Genomic DNA, 21,573 nt, shown 5'->3' on the forward strand with positions numbered 1-21,573 from the left:
CGGTCACAGCAAGCCGGCCTTCTGGTACTGGCTCGCGGCCTTGATCCGCTCCTGGGACTGCGCAAATTCCGCAGCCAGGCGGTCGCGGTCCGTCTGCGCATGCTCGGTGATCGACGCGTCGATCGCCATGATCTGCCGCACCTGGTCCAGCGCGTCCGGGGTCTGCTCGCCGGTCAGGTTCATCAGCAGCGGCGAGCGTTCGTCGACGAGGGCCGCGACGCGCACCCAGTCGCATGCGTCCGCCGCCGACTGCATGGCACGGGTCAGGTCGAAGGCGCGGGACAGGGTGTCGTTCGTCATGGTCAGTTCCGTTCGGTGCGGTTGCGACTTACTTGTTGGTGGCCATCGCGCCCGCGCTGTTCTGGCCGCCGAACAGCTGGGTCAGGTAGCGGGTGTTGTTCGCCATCTGCGCCATCAGCGTGTTCAGCGCGGTGAACTGCGCGGTGTATTGCGTGGTCAGCTGGTTCGAGTAGGTCTGCAGTTGCGTGGCCTGATTCTGCACGCTCGTCAGGTCGGCATTGATCGCGGTGGTGCGCTGGTCGATCAGGCCGGACGTCTGCGTGTACGTGTTGATGTTCGCATTGAGCGCCTGGGCGATGCCGTTCGTCTGGTTGAAGATCGCCGTCACCGCGGAACTGTTCGACTTGAGCGCGGTGGTCAGCGCGGCGGTGTCGACCGACATCGCGCCGGTCGAGTCCACGTTGATGCCGATGCTGCCGAGCGCATAGGTCGTGCCGCCCGTCGTGACGCCGCTGCTGAGCGTCGTCGCGAGCGTGTTCCTGATCGTGTTCATCATCGCGTCGCCGAGCAGCGGGCCGGCGGTCTTCGCCGTCGGGTCGTAGCTCGTCAGCGATTTCGCGGTAGTCACGAAGTTGGTATACGCGGTCGCGAAATTGGTGATCGCGGTCGTCGCCGCGGCCGTGTCCTGCGACAGCGTGACGGTTTGCGTCGTGCCGACAGCGGCCTGCGACAGCGCCAGCGTGACGCCCGTCAGCGCGCCCGTCACGTTGTTCGACGCGCTCGACACCGGCGTGCCGTCGATCGTCAGCTTCGCGTCGGCGGCCGGCGTGACCGTCGTGTACCCCGACGTCAGTTTCGAGTTGACGCCCGTGCCCGAGATCGAGATCGTGTTGGCCGCGCCGGTGGCGTTCGACTGCATCACGAGATGCTGGCCGTCCGAACCGGTGATGACCGACGCGGTGACGCCGGCATTGCCGGACGCGGAGTTGATCGACGACGCGATGTCGGACAGCGATGCGCCGGCCGCCACGTTGACGTTGAATGCGGGGTTGCTGCCGAACGTGATGCTCAGCGAGCCGGCCGAGATCGTGTCCGCCGACGTCACGCCGGCCGACGACAGCTTGTTGGCGGTCGCGAGCTGCGTGACATTGACCGAATACGAACCGGCCACCGCGCCGCTGCCGCTCGTGACCGTCGTCGCGACACCGCTGCCGCTCGCCGTCGCGGCCAGGCTGCCGAGCGTGGTGCCGTTCGAGAGGCCGGTGAGCGCGGTCTGCAGCGCGGACAGCGCACTCTTCAACTGGCCGATCGCGGACAGCTGCGTGTTGTCGTTCGTCTGGCGGGTCTGCAGGGTCTGCAATTGCCCGGCCGTCTTCGCGTTCACCAGCGTCGTGACGAGCGTGTTGACGTCGAGCGACGAATTGGTCGCGCCGCTGATGATCGACTGTCCGGCCTGCGACAGGAGGGTGGTGATGTCCGTGCTGCTGACGGGGGTCGTGGTGGCCATGCCGTTGCTCCGGTCGTCCGCGCAATCAACGTGCGCGATGCGGCGGGGCGCCGCGGTTCAATGCAAAGAGGGAGGCGTGCCTCCCTGGAAAATTCTGGTCTGGGCGGTTTCGGCGGCGTCGCGATGCGTTGCATGGCGACGCCGCCGGGCCCGGAGGCGGGCGGGCGCGTGGCCCGCCGCGGGTGCTGCTCGATTAGCCGAGGAGCTTCAGGACTTGCTGCGGCAGCGAGTTCGCTTGCGCCAGAACCGAGATACCGGCTTGTTGCAGCACTTGCGCCTTGCTCAGGTTCGCCGTTTCCGTCGCGAAGTCCGCGTCGGTGATCTGCGAGCGAGCGGCGGTCATGTTGGTTGCCTGGGTTTGCGTCGTCGAGATCGCAGCCTGGAACGTGTTCTGTGCTGCGCCGAGCGTTGCCTGGAACGTGTTGACTTGCTTCAGTGCCGCGTCGATTGCCGTGATCGCCGATTGCGCGCCCGACTGGGTGGCGACGCTCAGGGTGTTCACGCTCATGCCCGTGCTGTTCCAGTTCGCCGTGCCGAAGTCGACGGTAACGACCTGGTTCGCTGCTGCGCCGATCTGGAACGTGACGCTGCCTGCGCCGCCCAGGATGGTCTGGCTGTTGAACGTCGTTTGCGATGCGACACGGTCGATTTCGCCGAGACGCGTCGACACTTCAGCTTGCAGGTTCGCGCGAGCGCTCGAATCCAGCGAGCCGTCGCCGGCTTGTTGCGCCAGCGTACGGATACGCTGCAGGTTGTCGACCGTCGATTGCAGCGCGCCGTTGGCGGTCTGGATCATCGAGATGCCGTTGTTCGCGTTTGCAACACCTTGCGTCAGCGCATTGATTGCCGCCGTTTGCGACGTCGAGATCGCCAGGCCGGCTGCATCGTCAGCAGCGGTGTTGATGCGCTTGCCCGACGACAGGCGGTTGATTGCTTGCGACAGTGCGCTTTGCGAGCCCGACAGATTCGTCTGCGTCGTCAGCGAAAGGATGTTGGTGTTGATGTTCAGCATTTGCTTCCTCGTTTTGGAAAATGCCTGGGATACAGACAGGTTCTGATATCGGCGTTGCGCTTTATCGCGACTGGCGCTGCCCGCCTTTCCTGGTTGACGGCGGCACCCGGCGAAAACTTTAGAGGGATGTTTGGGTAAATTCGGGACGGAAGGATGGCAGTCGGCCGAAAGGCCCGCCCGGCTTGGCCGGCCGGGCCGCCGGCAGGCGCGGCGCCCGGCCCCGTTCGACGCGGTGAGCGGCCGCGCCACGCGGAGCGACGAACCGGGGAATGCAAAAGGGTAGTTTTGTCTGTGATTCTCTGCTATGATGGCGGGCTGAATTGAGATTTCTGTCAAGCCTCTGCCGTTTTCGGCATGTCTGCTGGCAGTCAAACGCGGCGCTGCACGCGGTTGTGAAGCGTACTCGCGGTGCTTTCCGCCTCTCTTTTCCGGCCTCCGAGGCCGTATTTCCGCTCGTTTCGCCTGTTTGTGGGGACGCTCGGATGGCCGGTGCGTGGCGCTTGGCCGCTACGTTTTTGACCGTTTAAGCAATTTAGGAACGACATGACGACGATTCTTCTGAAAGAAAACGAGCCGTTCGAAGTGGCGATTCGCCGCTTTCGCCGTGCTATCGAAAAAAATGGCCTGATCGCTGAACTGCGCGAACGCCAGTCCTACGAAAAGCCGACCGCAGTCCGCAAGCGCAAGAAGGCAGCAGCCGTCAAGCGCCTGCACAAGCGCCTGCGCAGCCAGATGCTGCCGAAGAAGCTCCACTAAGAGCGTCTTACGGTTCGCCGCGAAACGGCGGAGCGTGCTTCGAAAGAAGCCGCTCCGCCGTTTTGCTTTTGGGGTCCGGGAAAATCCCGGGGGGCCGTGGCGGGGCGGCCATTCCGGCTAGTGGCTGATGGCCGGCGGTTTGCGACCGCCGGCCCGCCGTTCAGAAGTCGATCTTCGCGCTCAGGCTCACCGTGCGCGGGTCGCCCGGCTTCACGTAGTCCGCGTACTGGTATTCCCAGTAACGGCGGTTCAGCACGTTGTCGATCGACGCGCGCAGCGTCACGTCGTGGCGGCCGACCCGGGTCAGGTAGCGTGCCCCCGCATTGACGACGAGAAAACCCGGCGCGTCGAGGCCGCCGGCCGCGCGCAGCGGCGTCGCGCCGGTGAATTTCGCGTCGACGCCCAGCGTCAGCCCCGGCACGCCCGGCACCGCGTAGCCGATGTCGCCGGCGAGCACGAAACGTGGCGCGCCCGCGACACGGTTGCCGTTGTTGCCGATCCCGTTCGCGTACCACGCGTCGAGCAGCATCGCGTCGACGCCTGCGTTCCAGCGCGCGCCGAATTTCGCACGCGCACCGAACTCGATCCCCTGGATGATCGATTCGCCGTCCTGCACGTAGACGTTCGCGGCGTTCGCGTATTCGGCGCTGCGCTCGATGCGGAACAGCGCGGCCGTCGCGCTCCAGCGCGCGTGCTCGCTCTTGATCCCCAGCTCGTATTGCTTGCTGCGCAGCGGCTTGAGCACCTGGCCGGCGTTCGCGTAGACGTCGTTCACTCGGCTGCCGGGCTCGAGCGACTCGGCGTAGCTCGCGTAAGCGGTGGTGGTCGGCGCGAGCTTGACCATCACCGCGAACGTCGGCGTGACCACGCCGTTCTGGCGGTAGCCGGGATCCTCGGCGCCGCTCGCCTGGAACGAGCGCTGCTCGTAGTTCATGTAGCGCACGCCGGCGAGCACCGACCACCGCTCGGTGAGCTGCACGGTGTCGCTCGCGAACAGCGACTTCTGCACGATCTCGCTCGTGCGGTACTGGATGAAGCCGTGCGGGCTGTCGTAGCGGTACGGGTTCGGCGCATACAGGTTGCCGGCGCCGAGCGGCACGAACACGCTGTTCGCCGAATAGTCGTTCGCCTGCTTCTGCCACGACGCGCCGAGCACGATCTGGTGGCTGAACGGGCCCGTGCGCACCTTGCCCTCGACCATCGCGCGCCACTGGCTGAAGCGGTGATCCTCCATCCCGACGTAGCGGCTGTCGGTGTAGTTGCCGGCCGCGTCCTGCAGGTACAGCGTGCTTTCGTTGCGGCGGCGCGTCGCCTTGCTGTAGCTGTACGCGACGTCGAGCTGCCAGTCGGGCGCGAACTGGTATTGCAGCCCGGCCGTGTAGAGCTGCAGGTTCGTGTTCAGGTACTGGTCCTTGCCGCCGAGGTTCGTCGTGCCGCCGCTGATCGTCGCGGGCAGTGCGCCGCCCGGGTAGCTGCCGGTGAAGATCGACGGCGTCTGGCCCGTCGTGCGGCGGTCCTGGTACAGCGCGCCGAACGTCACCGACAGGTCGCGCGTCAGATTCGCCTGCAGCGCGAGCGAGACGCTGTCGCGGCGGATGTTGCCGTCGTTGTAGGTCTTGCCTTCCTCGTGCGTCGCGTTCAGCCGCGCGCCGAACATGCCGTTCGGCCCGAAGCGCTGGCCGAGATCGACGTGCTCGGTCCACACGTTGGTGCTCCGGTAGCCGACGTCGACGCTGCGCACGGGTTCGACACCCGGCTGCTTCGTCACGTAGTTGACGACGCCGCCGGGCGTCACGAAGCCGTACAGGAACCCGCCGAGCCCTTTCAGCAGCTCGACGCGGTCGAGCTGTTCGTACGGCATCGTGATCCCGTACGTGACGAACGGCAGCCCGTCGATCTTGTAGCCGTTCTGCCAGTCGAGCTGCATGCCGCGCACGGTCATGTAGCTGGCCCATGCGCTGTACGCGCCGCTGTTGTCGGACACCGATGCGTCGTTCGCGAACACGTCGCCGAGCTTGTACGGCTGGCGTGCCTCGAGCTCCTCCGACGTGACGATCGTCGTCGAGAACGGCGTGTCGAGCTGGCGGCGCGTGCCGAGCGCACCGGTGGCGAGCGTGTCGGTCAGGTGCTGCGGCGAGTCATGCGCAGCGGTGACGTTGATGGCCGGCAACGTCGTGGCGCCGCCGGGCGTATCGTCCGCGTGCGCGAGCGACGCGGCAAGGCAGGCAAGGGCGGCGGCCACGCGACGTGGGCGGACAGGAGGGCGGGCGAGGCTGGCGGTCATGGTGGGTAAGTAAAAATGCAAGTGAGAAGCATTCGCATTGAGATAAAATGTTGCGCATCGTATCAAAACCCGTCGAACGCGCAACAATTCCATGCCGCGTGCAAGGGCATCCGGCCTCGCCAGCGGCGGCCGGCCGGCTCGTGCGCGGCGCCTGACCGCAAATGACCTGCATCCCGTTGAACCGGGGCCGCGCATGCCGGCCCGTTTTCCCTTCCCAGGGCGCGCGATGAACGCGTTCCTGCGGCCGTTTCTCGTCCGCCTGCATCGCTGGTTCGGCCTCGCGATCGCGCTGTTTCTGTTCGTCGCGGGCCTTACCGGCGCGCTGATCGCGTGGGATCACGAACTCGACGCGGCACTGAACCCGGACTTCTACACCGCCCGTAGCGATGCGGCGCGGCTTGATCCGCTCGCGCTCGCGACGCGCATCGAGGCTGCCGATCCGCGCGTGCAGGTGACCTATCTGCCGCTCGCGATCGAGCCGGGCCACACGCTGCAGGCAGGCGTGATGCCGCGCACCGACCCGGCAACGGGCCAGCCGTACGTTCTCGGCTTCAGCCAGATCGCCGTCGATCCCGCGACCGGTGCGGTGCAAGGCCGCCGCGAATGGGGCGCGCTGTCGGTCGCGCGGCTCGACCTGATGCCGTTCATCTACCGGCTGCACTACTCGCTGTTCCTGCCCGTGTACGGCGGGATCAACTTCGGGTTCTGGGTAATGGGCGTCGTCGGCATCGCATGGGCGATCGACTGCCTGATCGCGCTCGTGCTCGCGTTTCCGAACCCGAAGAGCTGGCGCAAGTCGTTCGCGTTCCGCGTGCGCCGCGGCGGCTATCCGCTGGTGTTCGACCTGCACCGCTCGGGCGGCGTATGGGTGTGGGGGTTGCTGCTGGTCGTCGCGGTCACGTCGATCTCGATGAATCTCGCCGTGCCCGTCGTGCGGCCGCTGGTATCGCTGGTGTCGCCGCTGGCCGAGACGCCGTACACGAATCCCGAACACTTCCCGCCCGCCGCGCCGGGCAGCACGATGCTGCCGCGCGAGCGGATCGTCGAGATCGCGCGCGCGGCCGGGCGCGACGCGGGTTTCGCCGCGCCGCCCGGCGCGCTGCTGTTCGCGCCGGCGATGAATGCCTATGCGGTCGGGTTCTTCACGCCCGGCAACGATCACGGCGACGTCGGGCTCGGTAATGCGTGGCTCTATTGGGATGCGGTGACCGGCAAGCCCGTCGCCGCCCAGGTGCCGGGCCGCGGTTCGGCCGGCGACCTGTTCATGCAGGCGCAGTTTCCGCTGCACTCGGGGCGGATCGCCGGCGTCGCGGGGCGTGCCGCGGTGAGCGCGCTCGGTATCGTGATCGCGATGCTGAGCGTGACGGGCGTCTGCATCTGGGCGAAGAAGCGCAGCGCCCGTGTGCGGGCCGCGCGCAGCACCCGGGCGGTTGGACCGGCGTCGTCGCGCGCCGCAAGGTGAGGGGGGCGCGCCGCGCAGCGCAGCGCGTCGAGAGCGGTGAGCGGGCGGCGTAACCGGCGCTGGGCCGCGGTAACCGGCTGGCGGGCGGCAGCTGCCCGCGCCGACGGCCCGCCTCGCCCCGTCAGCCCGCCTTGCGCCTGCGTGCGGCCGGCTTGCCGCCGAGCGCCGCGCATTGCGCGTGGCACGGACAACCGACCTCGTGATCGTTGACCATGCCGGTGGCCTGCATCAGCGCGTAGCAGATCGTCGACCCGACGAACTTGCAGCCATACGCCTTCAGCGCTTTGCTGAGCGCGTCGGACTGTTCGGTCGACGCGGGCGCGTCGCGGTACGACTGCCACGCGTTCTGGACCGGCGTATCGCCGACGAACGACCACATGAACGCGGCGAGCGACCCGTGCTCTTCGCGGATCCGCTGTACGGCGCGCGCATTGGTGACCGCCGATTCGACCTTCGCGCGGTTGCGCACGATGCCGGGATTCTCCAGCAGCTTCTCGATACGTTTCGGCGTGAAGCGCGCGACGGCATCGACGTCGAAATCCGCAAAGGCTTCGCGATAGCCCGCGCGCTTGTTCAGGATCGTCGACCACGACAATCCGGCCTGCGCGCCTTCCAGGATCAGCATTTCGAACAGGTGGCGATCGTCGTGCGACGGCACGCCCCACTCGGTATCGTGATAGTGAGCATCCGCTTCCGTCTTCACCCAGTTGCACCGCTGCGACATCGTCTGCCTCGCTTTCCGTTTCGATTCGATCGCGTCAGCATAGCGGAAGCCCTTTTCATGGAACAGCCGGCCGAACGGCAGATGGGCGCACGGCGCCGATCCGGTTAAGCTTGGCGCCTGTTCGAATCAGCGGGATGAAGGCATGGCGGCATTACTTTTTGCGATCGGCATCGACGGCGGCGGCACGGGCACGCGCGCGGTGCTGGCCGACCGGCACGGGCGCGAGCTCGCGCAGGGGCGCGGCGGCCCGTCGGGGCTCGGGCTCGGCATCGAGCGCGCGTGGGCGTCGATCGGCGCAGCCTGCGCAGACGCATTCACCCAGGCCGGTTATGCATTCGACTGGTCGCAGTGCGCGCTCGGCTGCGGGCTCGCGGGCGTCAACAATGCGGCGTGGCTGGCCGCGTTCCGCACGCAGGCGCCGCTCGGCGCGCTCGCGGTCGAAAGCGACGCCTATACGACCGTCGTCGGCGCCCACGGCGGCGCGCCGGGGCTGATCGTCGCGCTCGGCACCGGCAGCATCGCCGCCGCGCTCGATGCGGCCGGCGCGTGCCGGATCGCCGGCGGCTTCGGCTTCCCGTCCGGCGACGAGGCGAGCGGCGCATGGCTCGGCGTGCGCGCGCTCGCCTATGCGCAGCAGGCGCTCGACGGCCGCGTGCCGCGCGATGCGTTCGCCAGCGCGCTGCTCGCAGAAACAGGCGCGCAGGATCGCGACGCGCTCGTCCAGTGGTCGTGCGATGCGAACCAGACGATCTACGCGTGGCTTGCGCCGATCGTGTTCGCGCATCGTGCGCATCCGGTCGCGAGCGCGCTGATCGCGCAGGCGGGCGACGAGATCGGCAAGATGATCGACGCGCTCGATCCGCAGCAGGCGCTGCCGGTCGCGCTGTGCGGCGGATTGGCGGACGCCCTCGCACCGGCCGTGCCGGCGCGCCACGCCGGGCGGCTGCGCGCGCCGCTCGACGATTCCGCGCACGGCGCGCTGCGGCTCGCGCTGCAGGCGCTGCGGGTGGCGGAAGGGCGCTGACGGCGTGTCGAGGCGGGAGGACAGCACACCGCAACCGCGCCGCAGGCGGCAATCGGCCGGGAACCACCCGGCGGGCAACCGGGCCCGACGTTAAAATGGCCGTTCCGCAGAGCCCTGAGCGCCATTCTTCCGTCCCATGTACAAAGTCATCGCCACCGATCTCGACGGTACCCTGCTGAACAGCGATCACCAGCTCGATCCGTACACGATCGACACCGTCCGCCGGCTCGACCGCGACGGCCTGCAGTTCGTGATCGCCACCGGGCGCCATTACGCGGACGTCGCCGGCATTCGCGACGTGCTCGGCATCCGGCCGTACCTGATCACGTCGAACGGCGCACGCGTGCATGCGCCGGACGACACGACGATCCACGCGCAGGACATCGATCCGGCAATCGTCCGCGGCCTGGTGCAGCCCGAGGTCGTCGGCGCGCACGGTCGCGTGATCGTCAACCTGTTCACCGACCAGGGCTGGCTGATCGACCGCGATGCCCCGCACCTGCTCGAATTCCACCAGGATTCGGGCTTCCGTTACGACGTGATCGACATGCCCGCGCATGACGGCGCGGATATCGCGAAGGTGCTGTACATCGGCGATCCGGCCGATCTGGCGGTCGTCGCCGAGCAGATGCGCGTGCGCTTCGGCGATGCGCTGTACGTCACGTACTCGCTGCCCGACTGCCTCGAAGTGATGACCGCGAACGTGTCGAAGGGCCGCGCGTTGCGCTCGGTGCTCGCACGGCTCGGCGTCGACACCGGCCACTGCATCGCGTTCGGCGACAACATGAACGATATCGACCTGCTCGAAACCGCCGGCCACGCGTTCATGATGAACAACGCGAATCCCGACCTGATCGCGCGGCTCCCGCACATCCCGCGGATCGGCAACAACTTCGATGCGGGCGTCGCCCGCCACCTGCGCACGCTGTTCTCGCTCGAAGACAACGTCGCCGCCTCCTGAGCGCCCTGCGGGGGCGGAAATGAAAAACGGGCGCCAGTGGCGCCCGTCGAAATAACCTGCCTCGATCTTCTTCGACAGCGTGAGGCTCGCTGCTCTGCTCGCTTGACCCCGTAGTGTTTTATTCGCTTGTGCGAGCCGATGCCGGCAGCAGGTCGACGGCGTCGTCACGCCCCGCGACCAGCGGATAGATGATCCCGGCGAGTACCGCGCCGATGATCGGTGCCACCCAGAACAGCCAGAGCTGACCGATCGCATCGCCGCCCACGAACAGCGCGGGGCCGGTCGAGCGGGCCGGGTTCACCGACGTGTTGGTGACCGGAATCGAGATCAGGTGGATCAGCGTCAGGCACAGGCCGATCGCGATCGGCGCAAAGCCGGCCGGCACGCCGCGCTTGTCGGTGGCGCCCAGGATCACGAACAGGAAGAAGCCCGTCATCACGACTTCGCAAATGAACGCCGAACTGAGTGCGTAGTGGCCGGGCGAGCGCTCGCCGAAGCCGTTCGTCGCAAAGCCGCTGCCGACCACGTCGAAGCCCGGCTTGCCGGTCGCGATCAGGTACAGCACGAATGCGCCGAGCGTCGCGCCGACCACCTGCGCGACGATGTACGGCACGAGATCGCGGGCGGGGAAGCGGCCGGCGACCGTCAGGCCGACGCTCACCGCCGGGTTCAGGTGGCAGCCCGAAATGTGGCCAATTGCGAATGCCATCGTCAGCACAGTCAGGCCGAAGGCAAGTGCGACGCCGGCAAAGCCGATGCCGAGGCCCGGAAAGGCGGCGGCCAGCACGGCGCTTCCGCACCCGCCGAGCACCAGCCAGAACGTGCCGAATACCTCTGCAGCGAGACGCTGAGAAAGATTCATGTAAGGACCTCGTTCAAGTGGATTGAAGACAACCGGACGACGCGACGGATTTAAACCGTCACCCGGAATTGGTCTGGATTATAGGAAATGAATCGGGTGGGGGAGGGTCAACGATTGTTAAATTTGAATAGCTGACGAATGCCTTTTATTAGAATAAGTCCGCATTCTCGATATAGCCGATTCGGTTAAAGATGACAGCATTAATTTCGAAGGGCAGGGCGGCAGTGCGGATGGCGTAACGGATGTTGGTGTCCCGGCCGGATTCGCCGGGGCCGCATCATCAAAAGGGGAGTCAAAAAATGTCTCAATACGCGAAACTCAAGGCGCAGATCGCCGATCTGCAAGCCCAGGCGGACGATGTACGCCGCCAGGAAGTGGCGGCGGTGATTGCGGAAGTCCAGCAAAAGATTGCCGAATATGGGCTGACCGCCCAGGATCTGGGCTTCGCGGAGCGAGCGAAGCGCGGGCGTCCGCCGAAGAAGGCGCCGCTGCCCCCGAAATACCGCGATCCGAAGTCGGGCGCGACCTGGAGCGGGCGAGGCAAGCCGCCGAATTGGATCGTCGGTAAAAACCGCGATCGTTTCCTCATCGAATGACCGAAAGCCCAAACAAAAGAGCCGCATCGAGATGCGGCTCTTTTGTTATCCGCGCCAATTTCGGCGCGGGATTGGATTACGGCATATTTCCTTGCGGCATTCCGTGTCAGGCGCCGGCGACCCGGCGCAATGCCGGTTGACGGGCTCCCGTGCAAAGCGATTCGTAAGTTTCGACATATCGCTGCGCCATGGCTTTCGAGCTGAAGCGCGTATCGAAACGTTCACGGATGGCGGTGCGCGACAGGCTGTCGATCCGGTGCAGCGCGCCGACCGCGCCCTGCACGTCCTCGACGATGAAGCCGGTCACGCCGTCCTCGATCACCTCGGGCACCGAGCCGCGGTTGAACGCGACGACCGGCGTGCCGCAGGCCATCGCCTCGATCATCACCAGGCCGAACGGCTCCGGCCAGTCGATCGGGAACAGCAGCGCCTTCGCGCCGGACAGGAACGCGGGCTTCTGCGCCTCGTTGATCTCGCCGATGAATTCGACGTGCGCCTGGTCGAGCAGCGGCTCGATCACTTCCTTGAAGTAGTCGGCGTCGGCCTTGTCGACCTTCGCGGCGATCTTCAGCGGCAGCCCGCTTTGCGCGGCGATCCGGATCGCGGTGTCGACGCGCTTTTCCGGGCAGATCCGGCCGAGGAACGCGAGGTATTCGGGCTTCACGCCCGGTTGCGGCGTGAGCAACGTGTCGGGCAGCCCGTGATACACGGTGCCGGCCCACGCGGCCTGCGGCAGCGGCTTGCGCTGGTTGTTCGAGATCGACACGACCGGCGCGTCCGGGAACGCGTCGAACACCGGCTGCAGCTCCGGCAGGTCGAGGCGGCCGTGCAGCGTCGTCACGTACGGCGTGTCGAGGCGCGACATCAGCGGGAACGGCAGGTAGTCGAGGTGGAAATGCAGCACGTCGAATTCGTGCGCGACCCGGGCCACCTTTTCGAGGAGCCGCATATGGGGCGCCATCGAATCGCGGATCGACGGGTCGAGCCGCAGTGCGCGCGGCCAGGCCGCCTCGAGACGGGCCGACGTGACGGAGTCGCCGCTGGCGAACAGGGTCACGTCGTGCCCGAGATCGACGAGCGCTTCGGTGAGGTAGGACACGACACGCTCGGTGCCGCCGTAGAGTTTCGGCGGAACGGCTTCGTAAAGCGGCGCGATCTGGGCAATTCGCATGGATGTTCTCCTGTTTCGATCCGGGGGCGCGGGGGCGCCGGTGCGGATCGCGTGCAACGTTGCGGAACTCGCCGGCGTACGCGGTTGGCGGTACGTGGCCGTGCCCTGGGCGGGGTGGGCGGGGCGCCGGACGGCAAGCTGCGGGGCGGGCCGGCACGGCTCGCGCCGCCGCCCATTGGAGTCCATTATCGATATCGCCCTGAGGGGTTCGAGTGTTTTTTCAAACACTTAAGGCTTGTTACACGATGAAATACGCGAAAACCCCGATAAAAAGGGCGCGGAAACAGGAATGGAGATAGACGCAACTATTGTTGCGTCTTCGTGAAAAAGCACTATAATTTTTACCGATCCGATTGCCGGCAGCCTTGTCGGCAAGCCTTCCGGTACTGAATGGAGGCCATCGGACACATCGCAGCCGAATCCTTGCTGCCACGCGCTTCCCCGCTTGCACCTTCCAATTCGCCTTGTCGGAAAAATTCCTACACGGTTTACAGACAAATCCTGCATGGCATACGCCACTTCGCTGATACCGGCATAAATGCCGTTTGGCCAAAATTCGCCCTGTAAGACTATAAACGAGCCGACTGAGCGCCAAGAGCGCCCTGATCGAGCAAACGTTTTCATAACACGAATGGCCAAAGCAAAGCTCTTTAACGGGGGAATCATGAGCGCTACCAGCGAAATGCTCAGTGAGATCAAAGAGGTCAACCTGTCGTACCTCCTCCTCGCGCAACGCCTGCTGCGGGAAGATAAAGCGATGGGCATGTTCCGCATGGGCATTTCCCAGGAACTCGCCGACGTGCTCGCCAACCTCACGCTCGCGCAGACCGTGAAGCTGGCCGCGTCGAACCAGATGCTGTGCCGCTTCCGCTTCGATGATCATGCGCTGCTCTCGTCGCTCGCCGACAAGGGCCGCAGCGATGTCGTCGCGCACGCCCACTCGGCCATCCTGATGGCCGGGCAGCAGGTCGAAGGCGTCCGCTGATCCATCCCGCCTTGCGTGTGTCCCGGCGTGCCGCGCCGGTGGGCAGCGTATTGGCCATCCATCCGAATAACGTCAAGCGGACGGTTATCACCATGGCAAGCAAAAGCGTCGTGATCGAGGTGAAGGAAATCACCCTCGCCATCGAACTGATCGAACTGGGCGCCCGGCTGCAACTGCTGGAAGCGGAGACGAGCCTGTCGCGGGACCGTCTGATCAAGCTGTACAAGGAACTGAAGGGCGTGTCGCCGCCGAAGGGGATGCTGCCGTTCTCGACCGACTGGTTCATGACGTGGCAGCCGAACATCCACTCGTCGCTGTTCTACAACATCTACCGGTTCATGCAGGACCACGGCCGCTGCGAGCCGATCCAGTCGATCGTGAAGGCGTACCGGCTCTATCTGGAGCACGTGAACCTGTCCGGCGACGAGGCCGCGCTGAGCCTCACGCGCGCGTGGACGCTCGTGCGCTTCTTCGATTCGGGGATGCTGCAGATGACCCCGTGCACGCGCTGCGGCGGTCACTTCGTCGCGCATGCGCATGATCCACATCAAGGTTTCGTCTGCGGCCTCTGCCAGCCGCCGTCGCGCGCGGGCAAGACCCGCAAGGCCGCCGCCGCGCGCGCCGAACTGGCCGCTGCCGCGGCCTGAGCAGCGCCGGGCGGGGCGTTCAGGCCGCGCCGGATGGCGCGAATCGTCTGCGAATTGCTGGTAAACACCGTCGGGCCGCCGCCTGGCCGCCCGCGAAAGTTTTCCTGCCGACTGCCGTAAACCTGTTTAACGGCGGTCTCCCCGCCGGTCATTCGTGAGGGACAGGCAGTGCTGATTATCGTGGGAACACTCGTGACGCTGTTGTCCGTCTTCGGCGGTTATGCGCTGGCAGGCGGGCATCTGGGCGCCTTGATCCAGCCCGTCGAGATCCTGATGATCGTGGGCGCGGGTGTCGGCGCGTTCATCCTCGGCAACGGCGGCAAGACCATCAAGGCCACGCTGCGCGTGCTGCCGACGCTCTTCAAGGGCTCGAAATACACGAAGGATGTCTACATGGAGCTGATGGCGCTTCTTTACGTGCTGCTCGCGAAGGCACGCAAGGAAGGCACGCTCACGCTCGAGGCCGACATCGACGACCCGGAAAAGAGCCCGATCTTCACGCAATACCCGAAGATCCTCGCCGATCACCACATCGTCGAATTCCTGACCGACTACCTGCGCCTGATGGTGGGCGGCAACATGAACGCGTTCGAGATCGAGAGCCTGATGGACGAGGAGATCGAGACGCACCACGCGGAAGGCGAAGGCCCCGCGCATGCGCTGATGCGCGTCGGCGACGCGATGCCGGCGTTCGGTATCGTCGCGGCCGTGATGGGCGTCGTGCACACGATGGCGTCGGCCGACAAGCCGCCCGCGGTGCTCGGCGCGATGATCGCGCAGGCGCTGGTCGGCACGTTCCTCGGGATCCTGCTGTCGTACGGGCTGATCGGGCCGCTCGCGAGCCTCGCGGAGCAGCGCGTCGCCGAGTCGACCAAGATGTTCCAGTGCATCAAGGTGACGATCCTCGCGACGCTGAACGGCTATGCGCCGGCGATCGCGGTCGAATTCGGCCGCAAGGTGCTGTTCTCGACCGAGCGCCCGTCGTTCTCCGAGCTCGAAGAACATGTGCGCCGCGTGAAGGCGAAGTGACGCGGAGCGCCCAATGAGCAAGAGCAAGGATCGCGCAATCGTCGTCAAGCGGGTGGCCCCGGCGAAGAAGGGCCACCATGGCGGCGCCTGGAAGCTCGCGTACGCGGACTTCATGACCGCGATGATGGCGTTCTTCCTGCTGATGTGGCTGCTGAGCTCGGTCACGCCGGTGCAGCTGAAGGGGATCGCCGAATACTTCAACACGCCGCTGAAGGCCGCGCTGTTCGGCAGCGGCGACCGCAGCTCGCAGGATTCCAGCATCATCAACGGCGGCGGCCGCGACCTGTCGAGCGTCGACGCCGGCACGCTGCGCCGCACCGACGGCACCACGCAGCTCGCCGAACGCCTCGCGAAGATGGGCGACGAGCATTCCCGCTCGCAGCAGAACGCGCAGGCCGCGCAGGACCGGCTCGAGCAGGCGCGCCTGCACGACCTGCAGATCAAGCTGATGGCCGCGATCGAGGCCAACCCGACGCTGCGCCAGTTCAAGCAGCAGATCCGCATCGATTCCACGCTGATGGGGCTGCGCATCGAGATCGTCGATTCGCAGAAGCGGCCGATGTTCGCGATGTCGAGCGACCACGTCGAGCCGTACATGCGCGACATCCTGCGCGAGATCGGCAAGACGCTGAACGACGTGCCGAACCGGATCATCGTCCAGGGCCACACCGACGCCGTGCCGTACGCGGGCGGCGAGGGCGGCTACAGCAACTGGGAGCTGTCGGCCGACCGCGCGAACGCGTCGCGCCGCGAGCTGATCGCCGGCGGCATGGGCGAGGCGAAAGTGCTGCGCGTGCTCGGCCTCGCGTCGACCCAGAACCTGAACAAGGCCGACCCGCTCGATCCGGAAAACCGCCGGATCAGCGTGATCGTGCTGAACCGCAAATCCGAAGAGGCGCTGATGCGCGACGATGCGACGACCACGACGCTGTCGGCCGATGCGGCCGGCTCGCAGCAGCTCGCGCAGCAGCTGGCCCCGGCGCCGGCCGTGCGCCCGGCGCTCGCGGCGTCCGCCGTCGCCGTGCCGAAACCCTGATATCGACAAGATTCCGAGACAGACATGATCCGAACCATTCTCGCCATCGACGACTCCGCGACCATGCGTGCGCTGCTGCAGGCAACGCTGATGCAGGCCGGCTACGACGTGACGGTGGCGCCGGACGGCGAGGCCGGCTTCGACCTGGCGGCCACCGTGCCGTACGACCTGGTGCTGACCGACCAGAACATGCCGCGCAAGAGCGGGCTGGAAGTGATCGCCGCGCTGCGCAAGCTCACTGCCTATACGGAAACGCCGATCCTCGTGCTGACGACCGAAGGCAGCGACGCGTTCAAGGACGCCGCACGCGACGCGGGCGCGACCGGCTGGATCGAAAAGCCGATCGACCCCGCCGTGCTGGTCGACCTGGTCGCGACGCTGTCCGAGCCGGCCGCCTCCTGACATTCACGCGACGCATTCAACCCGGGACCGGGCATGACTCTCGACATCACTCAGTTCTACCAGACATTTTTCGACGAAGCGGACGAGCTGCTCGCACAGATGGAGCAGCTGCTGCTGAACCTCGACGTCGGTTCGCCCGACCCCGAGGATCTGGCCGCGATCTTCCGCGCCGCGCATTCGATCAAGGGCGGCGCGGCGACGTTCGGCTTTTCCGCGCTGACCGATACGACGCACATCCTCGAATCGCTGCTCGACCGCGCACGCAACCATGAACTGACGCTGACCAAGGAAATGGTCGACGCGTTCCTGGAGACCAAGGACGTGCTGTCCGACCAGCTCGTCGACTACCGCGCGAGCGCCGAACCGGATGCGGCCGCCGCCGCGACGATCTGCGCGAAGCTCGAACGGCTGAAGGCCGAGAGCGGCGCGGGTGCGCCGGCAGCCGCTGCTGCCGCGCCCGCTGCGCCGGTCGCTGCCGTCGCGGCACCGGCTGCGCCGGCCGTGGAACCGGCCGCCGGCGACGATCGCGTGCCCGACCACGTGATAGAGCAGGCCGTCGCGGCCGCGCATCCGGCGGGCGACGCAGGCGAAGGCGGCCCGCACCTGAAGATCACGCTCGTGGGCGTCGACGCAAAGGATCGCGAACTGCTCACCGAAGAACTCGGCAACCTCGGCCGGATCGTCGGCCGCGAGGAAGTGGGCGCCGACCTGACGCTGTGGGTCGAATCGGACGTGCCGTCGGACGACATCGTCGCCGTGTGCTGCTTCGTGATCGACGAAAGCCAGATCCGCGTCGGGCACGGCACGGCGCCGGCCGCACCGGCTGCCGCGCAGGACGCCGCGGCGCCGGCCGCGGAACCGGTCGTCGCCGCGCAACCGGCGCGCGCCGAGGTATTCGCGCCGCAGGCCGCGGCACCGCAACCGGCGGCATCGGCGCCGGCCGCACCCGCGCCCGTCGAGCCGGCCGCCGCCGCCGCGCCCCAAGCGCCGCAGCCGGCCCAGCCGGCGCCCGCCGACCACGCGCCGCAGGCCGCCGCGCATCACGACGACAAGCGCGCGCGCCCGGCCGCCGCCGCGGCATCGGGCGCCGAAGGCAGCTCGATTCGCGTCGGTGTCGAGAAGGTCGACCAGCTGATCAACCTGGTCGGCGAGCTCGTGATCACGCAGGCGATGCTCGCGGAAACCGCGAGCGCGTTCGATCCGGCGCTGCACGACCGCCTGTTCAACGGGATGGCGCAGCTCGAGCGCAACGCGCGCGACCTGCAGGAAGCGGTGATGTCGATCCGCATGATGCCGATGGACTACGTGTTCAGCCGCTTCCCGCGTCTCGTGCGCGACCTCGCCGGCAAGCTCGGCAAGCAGGTCGAGCTCGTCACGTTCGGCCAGGCGACCGAGCTGGACAAGAGTCTGATCGAACGGATCATCGATCCGCTGACCCACCTCGTGCGCAACAGCCTCGACCACGGGATCGAGACGGTCGACAAGCGCGTGGCCGCCGGCAAGGACGCCGTGGGCCAGCTGGTGCTGTCGGCCGCGCATCACGGCGGCAACATCGTGATCGAGGTGAGCGACGACGGCGCGGGCCTGAACCGCGAGCGCATCCTCGCGAAGGCCGCGAAACAGGGCATGCAGGTGTCCGACAACATCAGCGACGACGAAGTCTGGCAACTGATCTTCGCGCCGGGCTTCTCGACCGCCGAGACGGTGACCGACGTGTCGGGCCGCGGCGTCGGGATGGACGTCGTGAAGCGCAACATCCAGTCGATGGGCGGCCACGTGGAAATCACGTCGGTGGCCGGCCGCGGCACGACCACGCGGATCGTGCTGCCGCTCACGCTCGCGATCCTCGACGGGATGTCGGTGAAGGTCGGCAACGAGATCTTCATCCTGCCGCTGAACTTCGTGATGGAGTCGCTGCAGCCGTCGAACGACGACATCTACACGGTCGGCAACGGCGAGCGCGTGGTGCGCGTGCGCGGCGAATACCTGCCGCTGGTCGCGCTGCACGAGGTGTTCTCGGTCGACGACGCGCGCACCGACCCGACGCAGGGGATCGTCACGATCATGGAAACCGAGGGGCGCCGCTTCGCGATGCTGATCGACGAGCTGGTCGGCCAGCAGCAGGTGGTCGTGAAGAACCTCGAAACCAATTACCGCAAGGTGCACGGCATCTCGGCAGCGACCATCCTCGGCGACGGCAGCGTCGCGCTGATCGTCGACGTCGCGGCGCTGAACCGCGAAACCCGTGCGACGCACGGCGCCCGAGCCGGCGCCGAGCTCGCGATGTTCTGATGTCACTCGCCATTCAACCGATTGGGGGCAAACGTGTCTGCTGAAGTCCAAATGATCAATCCGGCCGCGGCGAACGCGGCAACGAGCCGCCGCGACGCGGAACAAGGCGACGCGACGGGCCAGGAGTTCCTCGTCTTCACGCTCGGCGACGAGGAATACGGGATCGACATCCTGAAGGTGCAGGAAATCCGCGGCTACGACAGCGTCACGCGCATCGCGAACGCGCCCGAGTTCATCAAGGGCGTGATCAACCTGCGCGGGATCATCGTGCCGATCGTCGACATGCGGATCAAGTTCCATCTCGGCCGCGTCGAGTACGACCACCAGACCGTCGTGATCATCCTGAACGTCGCGCATCGCGTGGTCGGGATGGTGGTCGACGGCGTGTCGGACGTGCTGACGCTGCAGACCGACCAGATCATGCCGGCGCCGGAATTCGGCGCGACGCTGACGACCGAGTACCTGACGGGCCTCGGCACGGTCGACGGCCGCATGCTGATCCTGATGGATATCGAGAAGCTGATGTCGAGCCGTGAAATGGCGCTGATCGAGACGCTCGGCGGGTAAGCGCGCGGCGCGCGCAGGAATTTCGGGAGAATCTGCAATGTTGCATAACTGGTCGATCCGCACGACGCTCACGGCGGTCGGACTCATCCTCGTGGCGCTGGCCGCAGCCGTCGGCGGGCTCGGCCTGGTCGCGCTGAATCACGCGAGCCGCTCGCTCGACGCGATCGCGCACGTCGACCTGCCGGCGATCCACTCGCTCGACGACACCTCGTCGTACCTGCTGCGCGCGCGCGTGTCGCTCGACCGCTTCCGCTCGCTGACGGAAGCCGGCAACACGGCCGAAGCGACCAAGGTGCTCGACCGCGCGCAGGAGCTGTACGCGAAGTCGAACCAGAACTGGCAGGCGTTCCAGGCGACGCCGAAGCTCGGCGTCGAGCAGGCGCTCGTCGACGAGCTGGCCACCCGCTACGCGACGATCGTGAAGGAAGGCGTCGAGCCCGAGTTCGCGGCCGCGCGAGCGGGCGACATGGCCGCGTACCACGCGGTCGCCGATACCAAGATCAGCCCGATGTTCGTCGCGTACGACCAGGCCGCGGCGGCCGTGGTCGCGTCGCTGCAGAAGCGCGCGGAAGATCGCCAGGCCGCGACGCAATCGCAGATCTCGCTGATGATCGGGCTGATCGCGGCGGGCATCGCGATCGCGTTCGTCGTCGTGATCGCGATCCGCTTCGCGCTGCGCGGGCTGATCGTGCAGCCGCTGGAGGACGCGATCGCGCACTTCGAGCGCATCGCCGGCGGCGACCTCACGCAGCCGGTCAACGTGTTCAGCACCAACGAGATCGGCCGCCTGTTCGGCGGCATCAAGCGGATGCAGGACGCCGTCACGACGATGGTGCAGGCCGTGCATCGCGGTACCGAGTCGATCGACGTCGGCGCGCGCGAGATCTCGACCGGCAACACCGACCTGTCGCAACGCACCGAGGAACAGGCCGCATCGCTGCAGGAAACCGCGTCGAGCATGGAGCAGCTGACGGGCACCGTGCGGCAGAACGCGGAAAACGCGCGGCAGGCCAGCCAGCTCGCGGTGAACGCATCGGACATCGCGACGCAGGGCGGCGAGGTGGTCGGCCAGGTGGTGTCGACGATGCAGGACATCGCGGCGAGCTCGGGCAAGGTCGTCGACATCATCGGCACGATCGAAGGCATCGCGTTCCAGACCAACATCCTCGCGCTGAACGCGGCGGTCGAAGCCGCGCGTGCGGGCGAGCAGGGCCGCGGCTTCGCGGTGGTCGCGGGCGAGGTGCGCTCGCTCGCGCAGCGCAGCGCGAGCGCCGCGAAGGAAATCAAGCAGCTGATCGGCGATTCGGCGGAGAAGGTCGAAAGCGGGTCGGCGCTCGTGTCGCGCGCCGGCACGACGATGGACGAGATCGTACAGGCCGTGCGCCGCGTGACCGACATCATGGGCGAGATCAGCGCCGCGTCGGACGAGCAGTCGACCGGCATCGAGCAGGTCAACCGCGCGGTCGGCCAGATGGATTCGGTCACGCAGCAGAACGCGGCGCTCGTCGAGCAGGCGGCCGCCGCGGCGGCGTCGCTCGAGGAGCAGACGCGCCAGATGAAGGCGATCGTGTCGGGCTGGCGCGTGGCGGGCGGCATCGTGCTCGCGCCGTCGCGCGGGGTCGCGCGGCCGCTCGCGCATGAGCCCGCGCCGGCGCTGACGTCGGAGCCGCGTTTCGATGCGGCGCCGGTCGCCGCGCTGCCGGCGCCGCAGGCTGCCGCCCAACCGGCACGGCGCGCCGCGCCGGCGCCGCGTGCCGCCGCCGCGGCTGCATCGGGTGCCGCGGGTGCGGGCCATGAAACGAAGCGTGCGGCCGATACCGGCGTGCACGCGCACAAGGAGGCACCGGCTTCCCGCGGCACGGCTGCGGGCGGCTACGGGCCGCGTCTCGCGAAAACCGCCGCACCGGCCGACAAGCCGGCCGCGAAGCCCGCGCTCGTGCGCCCGGCGCTGAACGGCGAGAAGCCGGCGGCGGCCACGGCCGGCACGTCCGACGACGATTGGGAGACCTTCTAAAC

Annotated in this window: 20 protein-coding genes; 13 read left to right on the forward strand and 7 right to left on the reverse strand. The window is 67.1% G+C overall.

From position 1 onward, the window contains the following. Nucleotides 1-3: 3 nt before the first annotated feature. From CFB41_RS00880 to CFB41_RS00890, 3 genes are all read right to left on the reverse strand, one after another. A complete protein-coding gene (locus CFB41_RS00880) occupies nucleotides 4-300 on the reverse strand; it encodes a flagellar protein FliT (protein ID WP_089455382.1) in 297 nt (98 codons plus the stop codon). A 28-nt stretch (nucleotides 301-328) separates the two neighbouring features. After that, a complete protein-coding gene (gene fliD / locus CFB41_RS00885) occupies nucleotides 329-1,747 on the reverse strand; it encodes a flagellar filament capping protein FliD (RefSeq protein ID WP_089455383.1) in 1,419 nt (472 codons plus the stop codon). 193 nt (nucleotides 1,748-1,940) lie between these two features. Next, a complete protein-coding gene (locus CFB41_RS00890) occupies nucleotides 1,941-2,759 on the reverse strand; it encodes a flagellin domain-containing protein (protein ID WP_089438970.1) in 819 nt (272 codons plus the stop codon). Between the two features lie 543 nt (nucleotides 2,760-3,302). Between CFB41_RS00890 and rpsU the strand changes: the two genes are divergently transcribed. Next, on the forward strand, nucleotides 3,303-3,515 hold the full coding sequence (gene rpsU / locus CFB41_RS00895) for a 30S ribosomal protein S21 (protein WP_006401410.1): 213 nt from the start codon (nucleotides 3,303-3,305) through the stop codon (nucleotides 3,513-3,515). Between the two features lie 160 nt (nucleotides 3,516-3,675). On the opposite strand, the gene CFB41_RS00900 is transcribed toward rpsU, so the two are convergent. Beyond that, nucleotides 3,676-5,799, reverse strand: a complete 2,124-nt coding sequence (locus CFB41_RS00900) for a TonB-dependent siderophore receptor (RefSeq protein ID WP_089455384.1) — start codon at nucleotides 5,797-5,799, stop codon at nucleotides 3,676-3,678. Nucleotides 5,800-6,025: 226 nt separating this feature from the next. On the opposite strand from CFB41_RS00900, the gene CFB41_RS00910 reads away from it, so the two are divergent. After that, on the forward strand, nucleotides 6,026-7,261 hold the full coding sequence (locus CFB41_RS00910) for a PepSY domain-containing protein (protein ID WP_089455386.1): 1,236 nt from the start codon (nucleotides 6,026-6,028) through the stop codon (nucleotides 7,259-7,261). A gap of 121 nt (nucleotides 7,262-7,382) precedes the next feature. Here CFB41_RS00910 and CFB41_RS00915 read toward each other — a convergent pair whose 3' ends face one another. Continuing rightward, nucleotides 7,383-7,985 (reverse strand): DNA-3-methyladenine glycosylase I, encoded by a 603-nt coding sequence (locus CFB41_RS00915; protein WP_089455387.1) that lies wholly within the window; start codon nucleotides 7,983-7,985, stop codon nucleotides 7,383-7,385. A 142-nt stretch (nucleotides 7,986-8,127) separates the two neighbouring features. On the opposite strand from CFB41_RS00915, the gene CFB41_RS00920 reads away from it, so the two are divergent. Both CFB41_RS00920 and CFB41_RS00925 read left to right on the forward strand, forming a co-directional pair. Continuing rightward, entirely contained in the window at nucleotides 8,128-9,009 is an 882-nt protein-coding gene (locus CFB41_RS00920; RefSeq protein WP_089455388.1) for a BadF/BadG/BcrA/BcrD ATPase family protein, read from the forward strand. Between the two features lie 136 nt (nucleotides 9,010-9,145). Further along, nucleotides 9,146-9,970, forward strand: coding sequence for a Cof-type HAD-IIB family hydrolase (locus CFB41_RS00925; RefSeq protein ID WP_089455389.1), 825 nt, complete (start codon nucleotides 9,146-9,148; stop codon nucleotides 9,968-9,970). Nucleotides 9,971-10,088: 118 nt separating this feature from the next. On the opposite strand, the gene aqpZ is transcribed toward CFB41_RS00925, so the two are convergent. Next, on the reverse strand, nucleotides 10,089-10,832 hold the full coding sequence (gene aqpZ / locus CFB41_RS00930; RefSeq protein WP_089424232.1) for an aquaporin Z: 744 nt from the start codon (nucleotides 10,830-10,832) through the stop codon (nucleotides 10,089-10,091). Between the two features lie 299 nt (nucleotides 10,833-11,131). Here aqpZ and CFB41_RS00935 point away from each other — a divergent pair, with 299 nt between their 5' ends. Then, nucleotides 11,132-11,428 (forward strand): H-NS histone family protein, encoded by a 297-nt coding sequence (locus CFB41_RS00935; RefSeq protein ID WP_021162849.1) that lies wholly within the window; start codon nucleotides 11,132-11,134, stop codon nucleotides 11,426-11,428. A 106-nt stretch (nucleotides 11,429-11,534) separates the two neighbouring features. On the opposite strand, the gene CFB41_RS00940 is transcribed toward CFB41_RS00935, so the two are convergent. After that, nucleotides 11,535-12,599 carry a glycosyltransferase family 4 protein gene (locus tag CFB41_RS00940; RefSeq protein ID WP_046547453.1) on the reverse strand — a complete coding sequence of 355 codons (1,065 nt, stop codon included), beginning with the start codon at nucleotides 12,597-12,599 and terminating at the stop codon, nucleotides 11,535-11,537. A 664-nt stretch (nucleotides 12,600-13,263) separates the two neighbouring features. Here CFB41_RS00940 and flhD point away from each other — a divergent pair. The 8 genes from flhD to CFB41_RS00985 all read left to right on the forward strand — a co-directional run bounded on the left by flhD (nucleotide 13,264) and on the right by CFB41_RS00985 (nucleotide 21,571). Next, the gene (gene flhD, locus CFB41_RS00950) at nucleotides 13,264-13,584 is read left to right on the forward strand and encodes a flagellar transcriptional regulator FlhD (RefSeq protein ID WP_011350590.1); all 321 of its coding nucleotides are present in this window, start codon (nucleotides 13,264-13,266) and stop codon (nucleotides 13,582-13,584) included. A 92-nt stretch (nucleotides 13,585-13,676) separates the two neighbouring features. Beyond that, nucleotides 13,677-14,231, forward strand: coding sequence for a flagellar transcriptional regulator FlhC (gene flhC, locus CFB41_RS00955; RefSeq protein WP_034209584.1), 555 nt, complete (start codon nucleotides 13,677-13,679; stop codon nucleotides 14,229-14,231). 168 nt (nucleotides 14,232-14,399) lie between these two features. After that, nucleotides 14,400-15,260, forward strand: a complete 861-nt coding sequence (gene motA, locus CFB41_RS00960; RefSeq protein ID WP_011350592.1) for a flagellar motor stator protein MotA — start codon at nucleotides 14,400-14,402, stop codon at nucleotides 15,258-15,260. Between the two features lie 13 nt (nucleotides 15,261-15,273). Then, nucleotides 15,274-16,296, forward strand: coding sequence for a flagellar motor protein MotB (motB, locus tag CFB41_RS00965; protein ID WP_089438975.1), 1,023 nt, complete (start codon nucleotides 15,274-15,276; stop codon nucleotides 16,294-16,296). A gap of 24 nt (nucleotides 16,297-16,320) precedes the next feature. Further along, nucleotides 16,321-16,698, forward strand: a complete 378-nt coding sequence (locus tag CFB41_RS00970; RefSeq protein WP_011350594.1) for a response regulator — start codon at nucleotides 16,321-16,323, stop codon at nucleotides 16,696-16,698. Nucleotides 16,699-16,731: 33 nt separating this feature from the next. After that, the gene (gene cheA / locus CFB41_RS00975; protein WP_089455391.1) at nucleotides 16,732-18,990 is read left to right on the forward strand and encodes a chemotaxis protein CheA; all 2,259 of its coding nucleotides are present in this window, start codon (nucleotides 16,732-16,734) and stop codon (nucleotides 18,988-18,990) included. 51 nt (nucleotides 18,991-19,041) lie between these two features. Continuing rightward, nucleotides 19,042-19,557, forward strand: coding sequence for a chemotaxis protein CheW (gene cheW, locus CFB41_RS00980; RefSeq protein ID WP_043185043.1), 516 nt, complete (start codon nucleotides 19,042-19,044; stop codon nucleotides 19,555-19,557). 37 nt (nucleotides 19,558-19,594) lie between these two features. After that, the gene (locus CFB41_RS00985; RefSeq protein WP_089455392.1) at nucleotides 19,595-21,571 is read left to right on the forward strand and encodes a methyl-accepting chemotaxis protein; all 1,977 of its coding nucleotides are present in this window, start codon (nucleotides 19,595-19,597) and stop codon (nucleotides 21,569-21,571) included. The last annotated feature ends 2 nt before the right edge of the window (nucleotides 21,572-21,573 follow it).

Source organism: Burkholderia sp. AU33803, assembly GCF_002223095.1.
In the GTDB taxonomy this organism is placed as follows: domain Bacteria; phylum Pseudomonadota; class Gammaproteobacteria; order Burkholderiales; family Burkholderiaceae; genus Burkholderia.

Excerpts from the sequence above, each read along its gene's own strand:
- CFB41_RS00880 (WP_089455382.1), bottom strand. The coding sequence starts at position 300 with ATGACGAACGACACCCTGTCCCGCGCCTTCGACCTGACCCGTGCCATG.
- fliD (WP_089455383.1), bottom strand. The coding sequence starts at position 1,747 with ATGGCCACCACGACCCCCGTCAGCAGCACGGACATCACCACCCTCCTG.
- CFB41_RS00890 (WP_089438970.1), bottom strand. The coding sequence starts at position 2,759 with ATGCTGAACATCAACACCAACATCCTTTCGCTGACGACGCAGACGAAT.
- rpsU (WP_006401410.1), top strand. The coding sequence starts at position 3,303 with ATGACGACGATTCTTCTGAAAGAAAACGAGCCGTTCGAAGTGGCGATT.
- CFB41_RS00900 (WP_089455384.1), bottom strand. The coding sequence starts at position 5,799 with ATGACCGCCAGCCTCGCCCGCCCTCCTGTCCGCCCACGTCGCGTGGCC.
- CFB41_RS00910 (WP_089455386.1), top strand. The coding sequence starts at position 6,026 with ATGAACGCGTTCCTGCGGCCGTTTCTCGTCCGCCTGCATCGCTGGTTC.
- CFB41_RS00915 (WP_089455387.1), bottom strand. The coding sequence starts at position 7,985 with ATGTCGCAGCGGTGCAACTGGGTGAAGACGGAAGCGGATGCTCACTAT.
- CFB41_RS00920 (WP_089455388.1), top strand. The coding sequence starts at position 8,128 with ATGGCGGCATTACTTTTTGCGATCGGCATCGACGGCGGCGGCACGGGC.
- CFB41_RS00925 (WP_089455389.1), top strand. The coding sequence starts at position 9,146 with ATGTACAAAGTCATCGCCACCGATCTCGACGGTACCCTGCTGAACAGC.
- aqpZ (WP_089424232.1), bottom strand. The coding sequence starts at position 10,832 with ATGAATCTTTCTCAGCGTCTCGCTGCAGAGGTATTCGGCACGTTCTGG.
- CFB41_RS00935 (WP_021162849.1), top strand. The coding sequence starts at position 11,132 with ATGTCTCAATACGCGAAACTCAAGGCGCAGATCGCCGATCTGCAAGCC.
- CFB41_RS00940 (WP_046547453.1), bottom strand. The coding sequence starts at position 12,599 with ATGCGAATTGCCCAGATCGCGCCGCTTTACGAAGCCGTTCCGCCGAAA.
- flhD (WP_011350590.1), top strand. The coding sequence starts at position 13,264 with ATGAGCGCTACCAGCGAAATGCTCAGTGAGATCAAAGAGGTCAACCTG.
- flhC (WP_034209584.1), top strand. The coding sequence starts at position 13,677 with ATGGCAAGCAAAAGCGTCGTGATCGAGGTGAAGGAAATCACCCTCGCC.
- motB (WP_089438975.1), top strand. The coding sequence starts at position 15,274 with ATGAGCAAGAGCAAGGATCGCGCAATCGTCGTCAAGCGGGTGGCCCCG.
- CFB41_RS00970 (WP_011350594.1), top strand. The coding sequence starts at position 16,321 with ATGATCCGAACCATTCTCGCCATCGACGACTCCGCGACCATGCGTGCG.
- cheA (WP_089455391.1), top strand. The coding sequence starts at position 16,732 with ATGACTCTCGACATCACTCAGTTCTACCAGACATTTTTCGACGAAGCG.
- cheW (WP_043185043.1), top strand. The coding sequence starts at position 19,042 with ATGATCAATCCGGCCGCGGCGAACGCGGCAACGAGCCGCCGCGACGCG.
- CFB41_RS00985 (WP_089455392.1), top strand. The coding sequence starts at position 19,595 with ATGTTGCATAACTGGTCGATCCGCACGACGCTCACGGCGGTCGGACTC.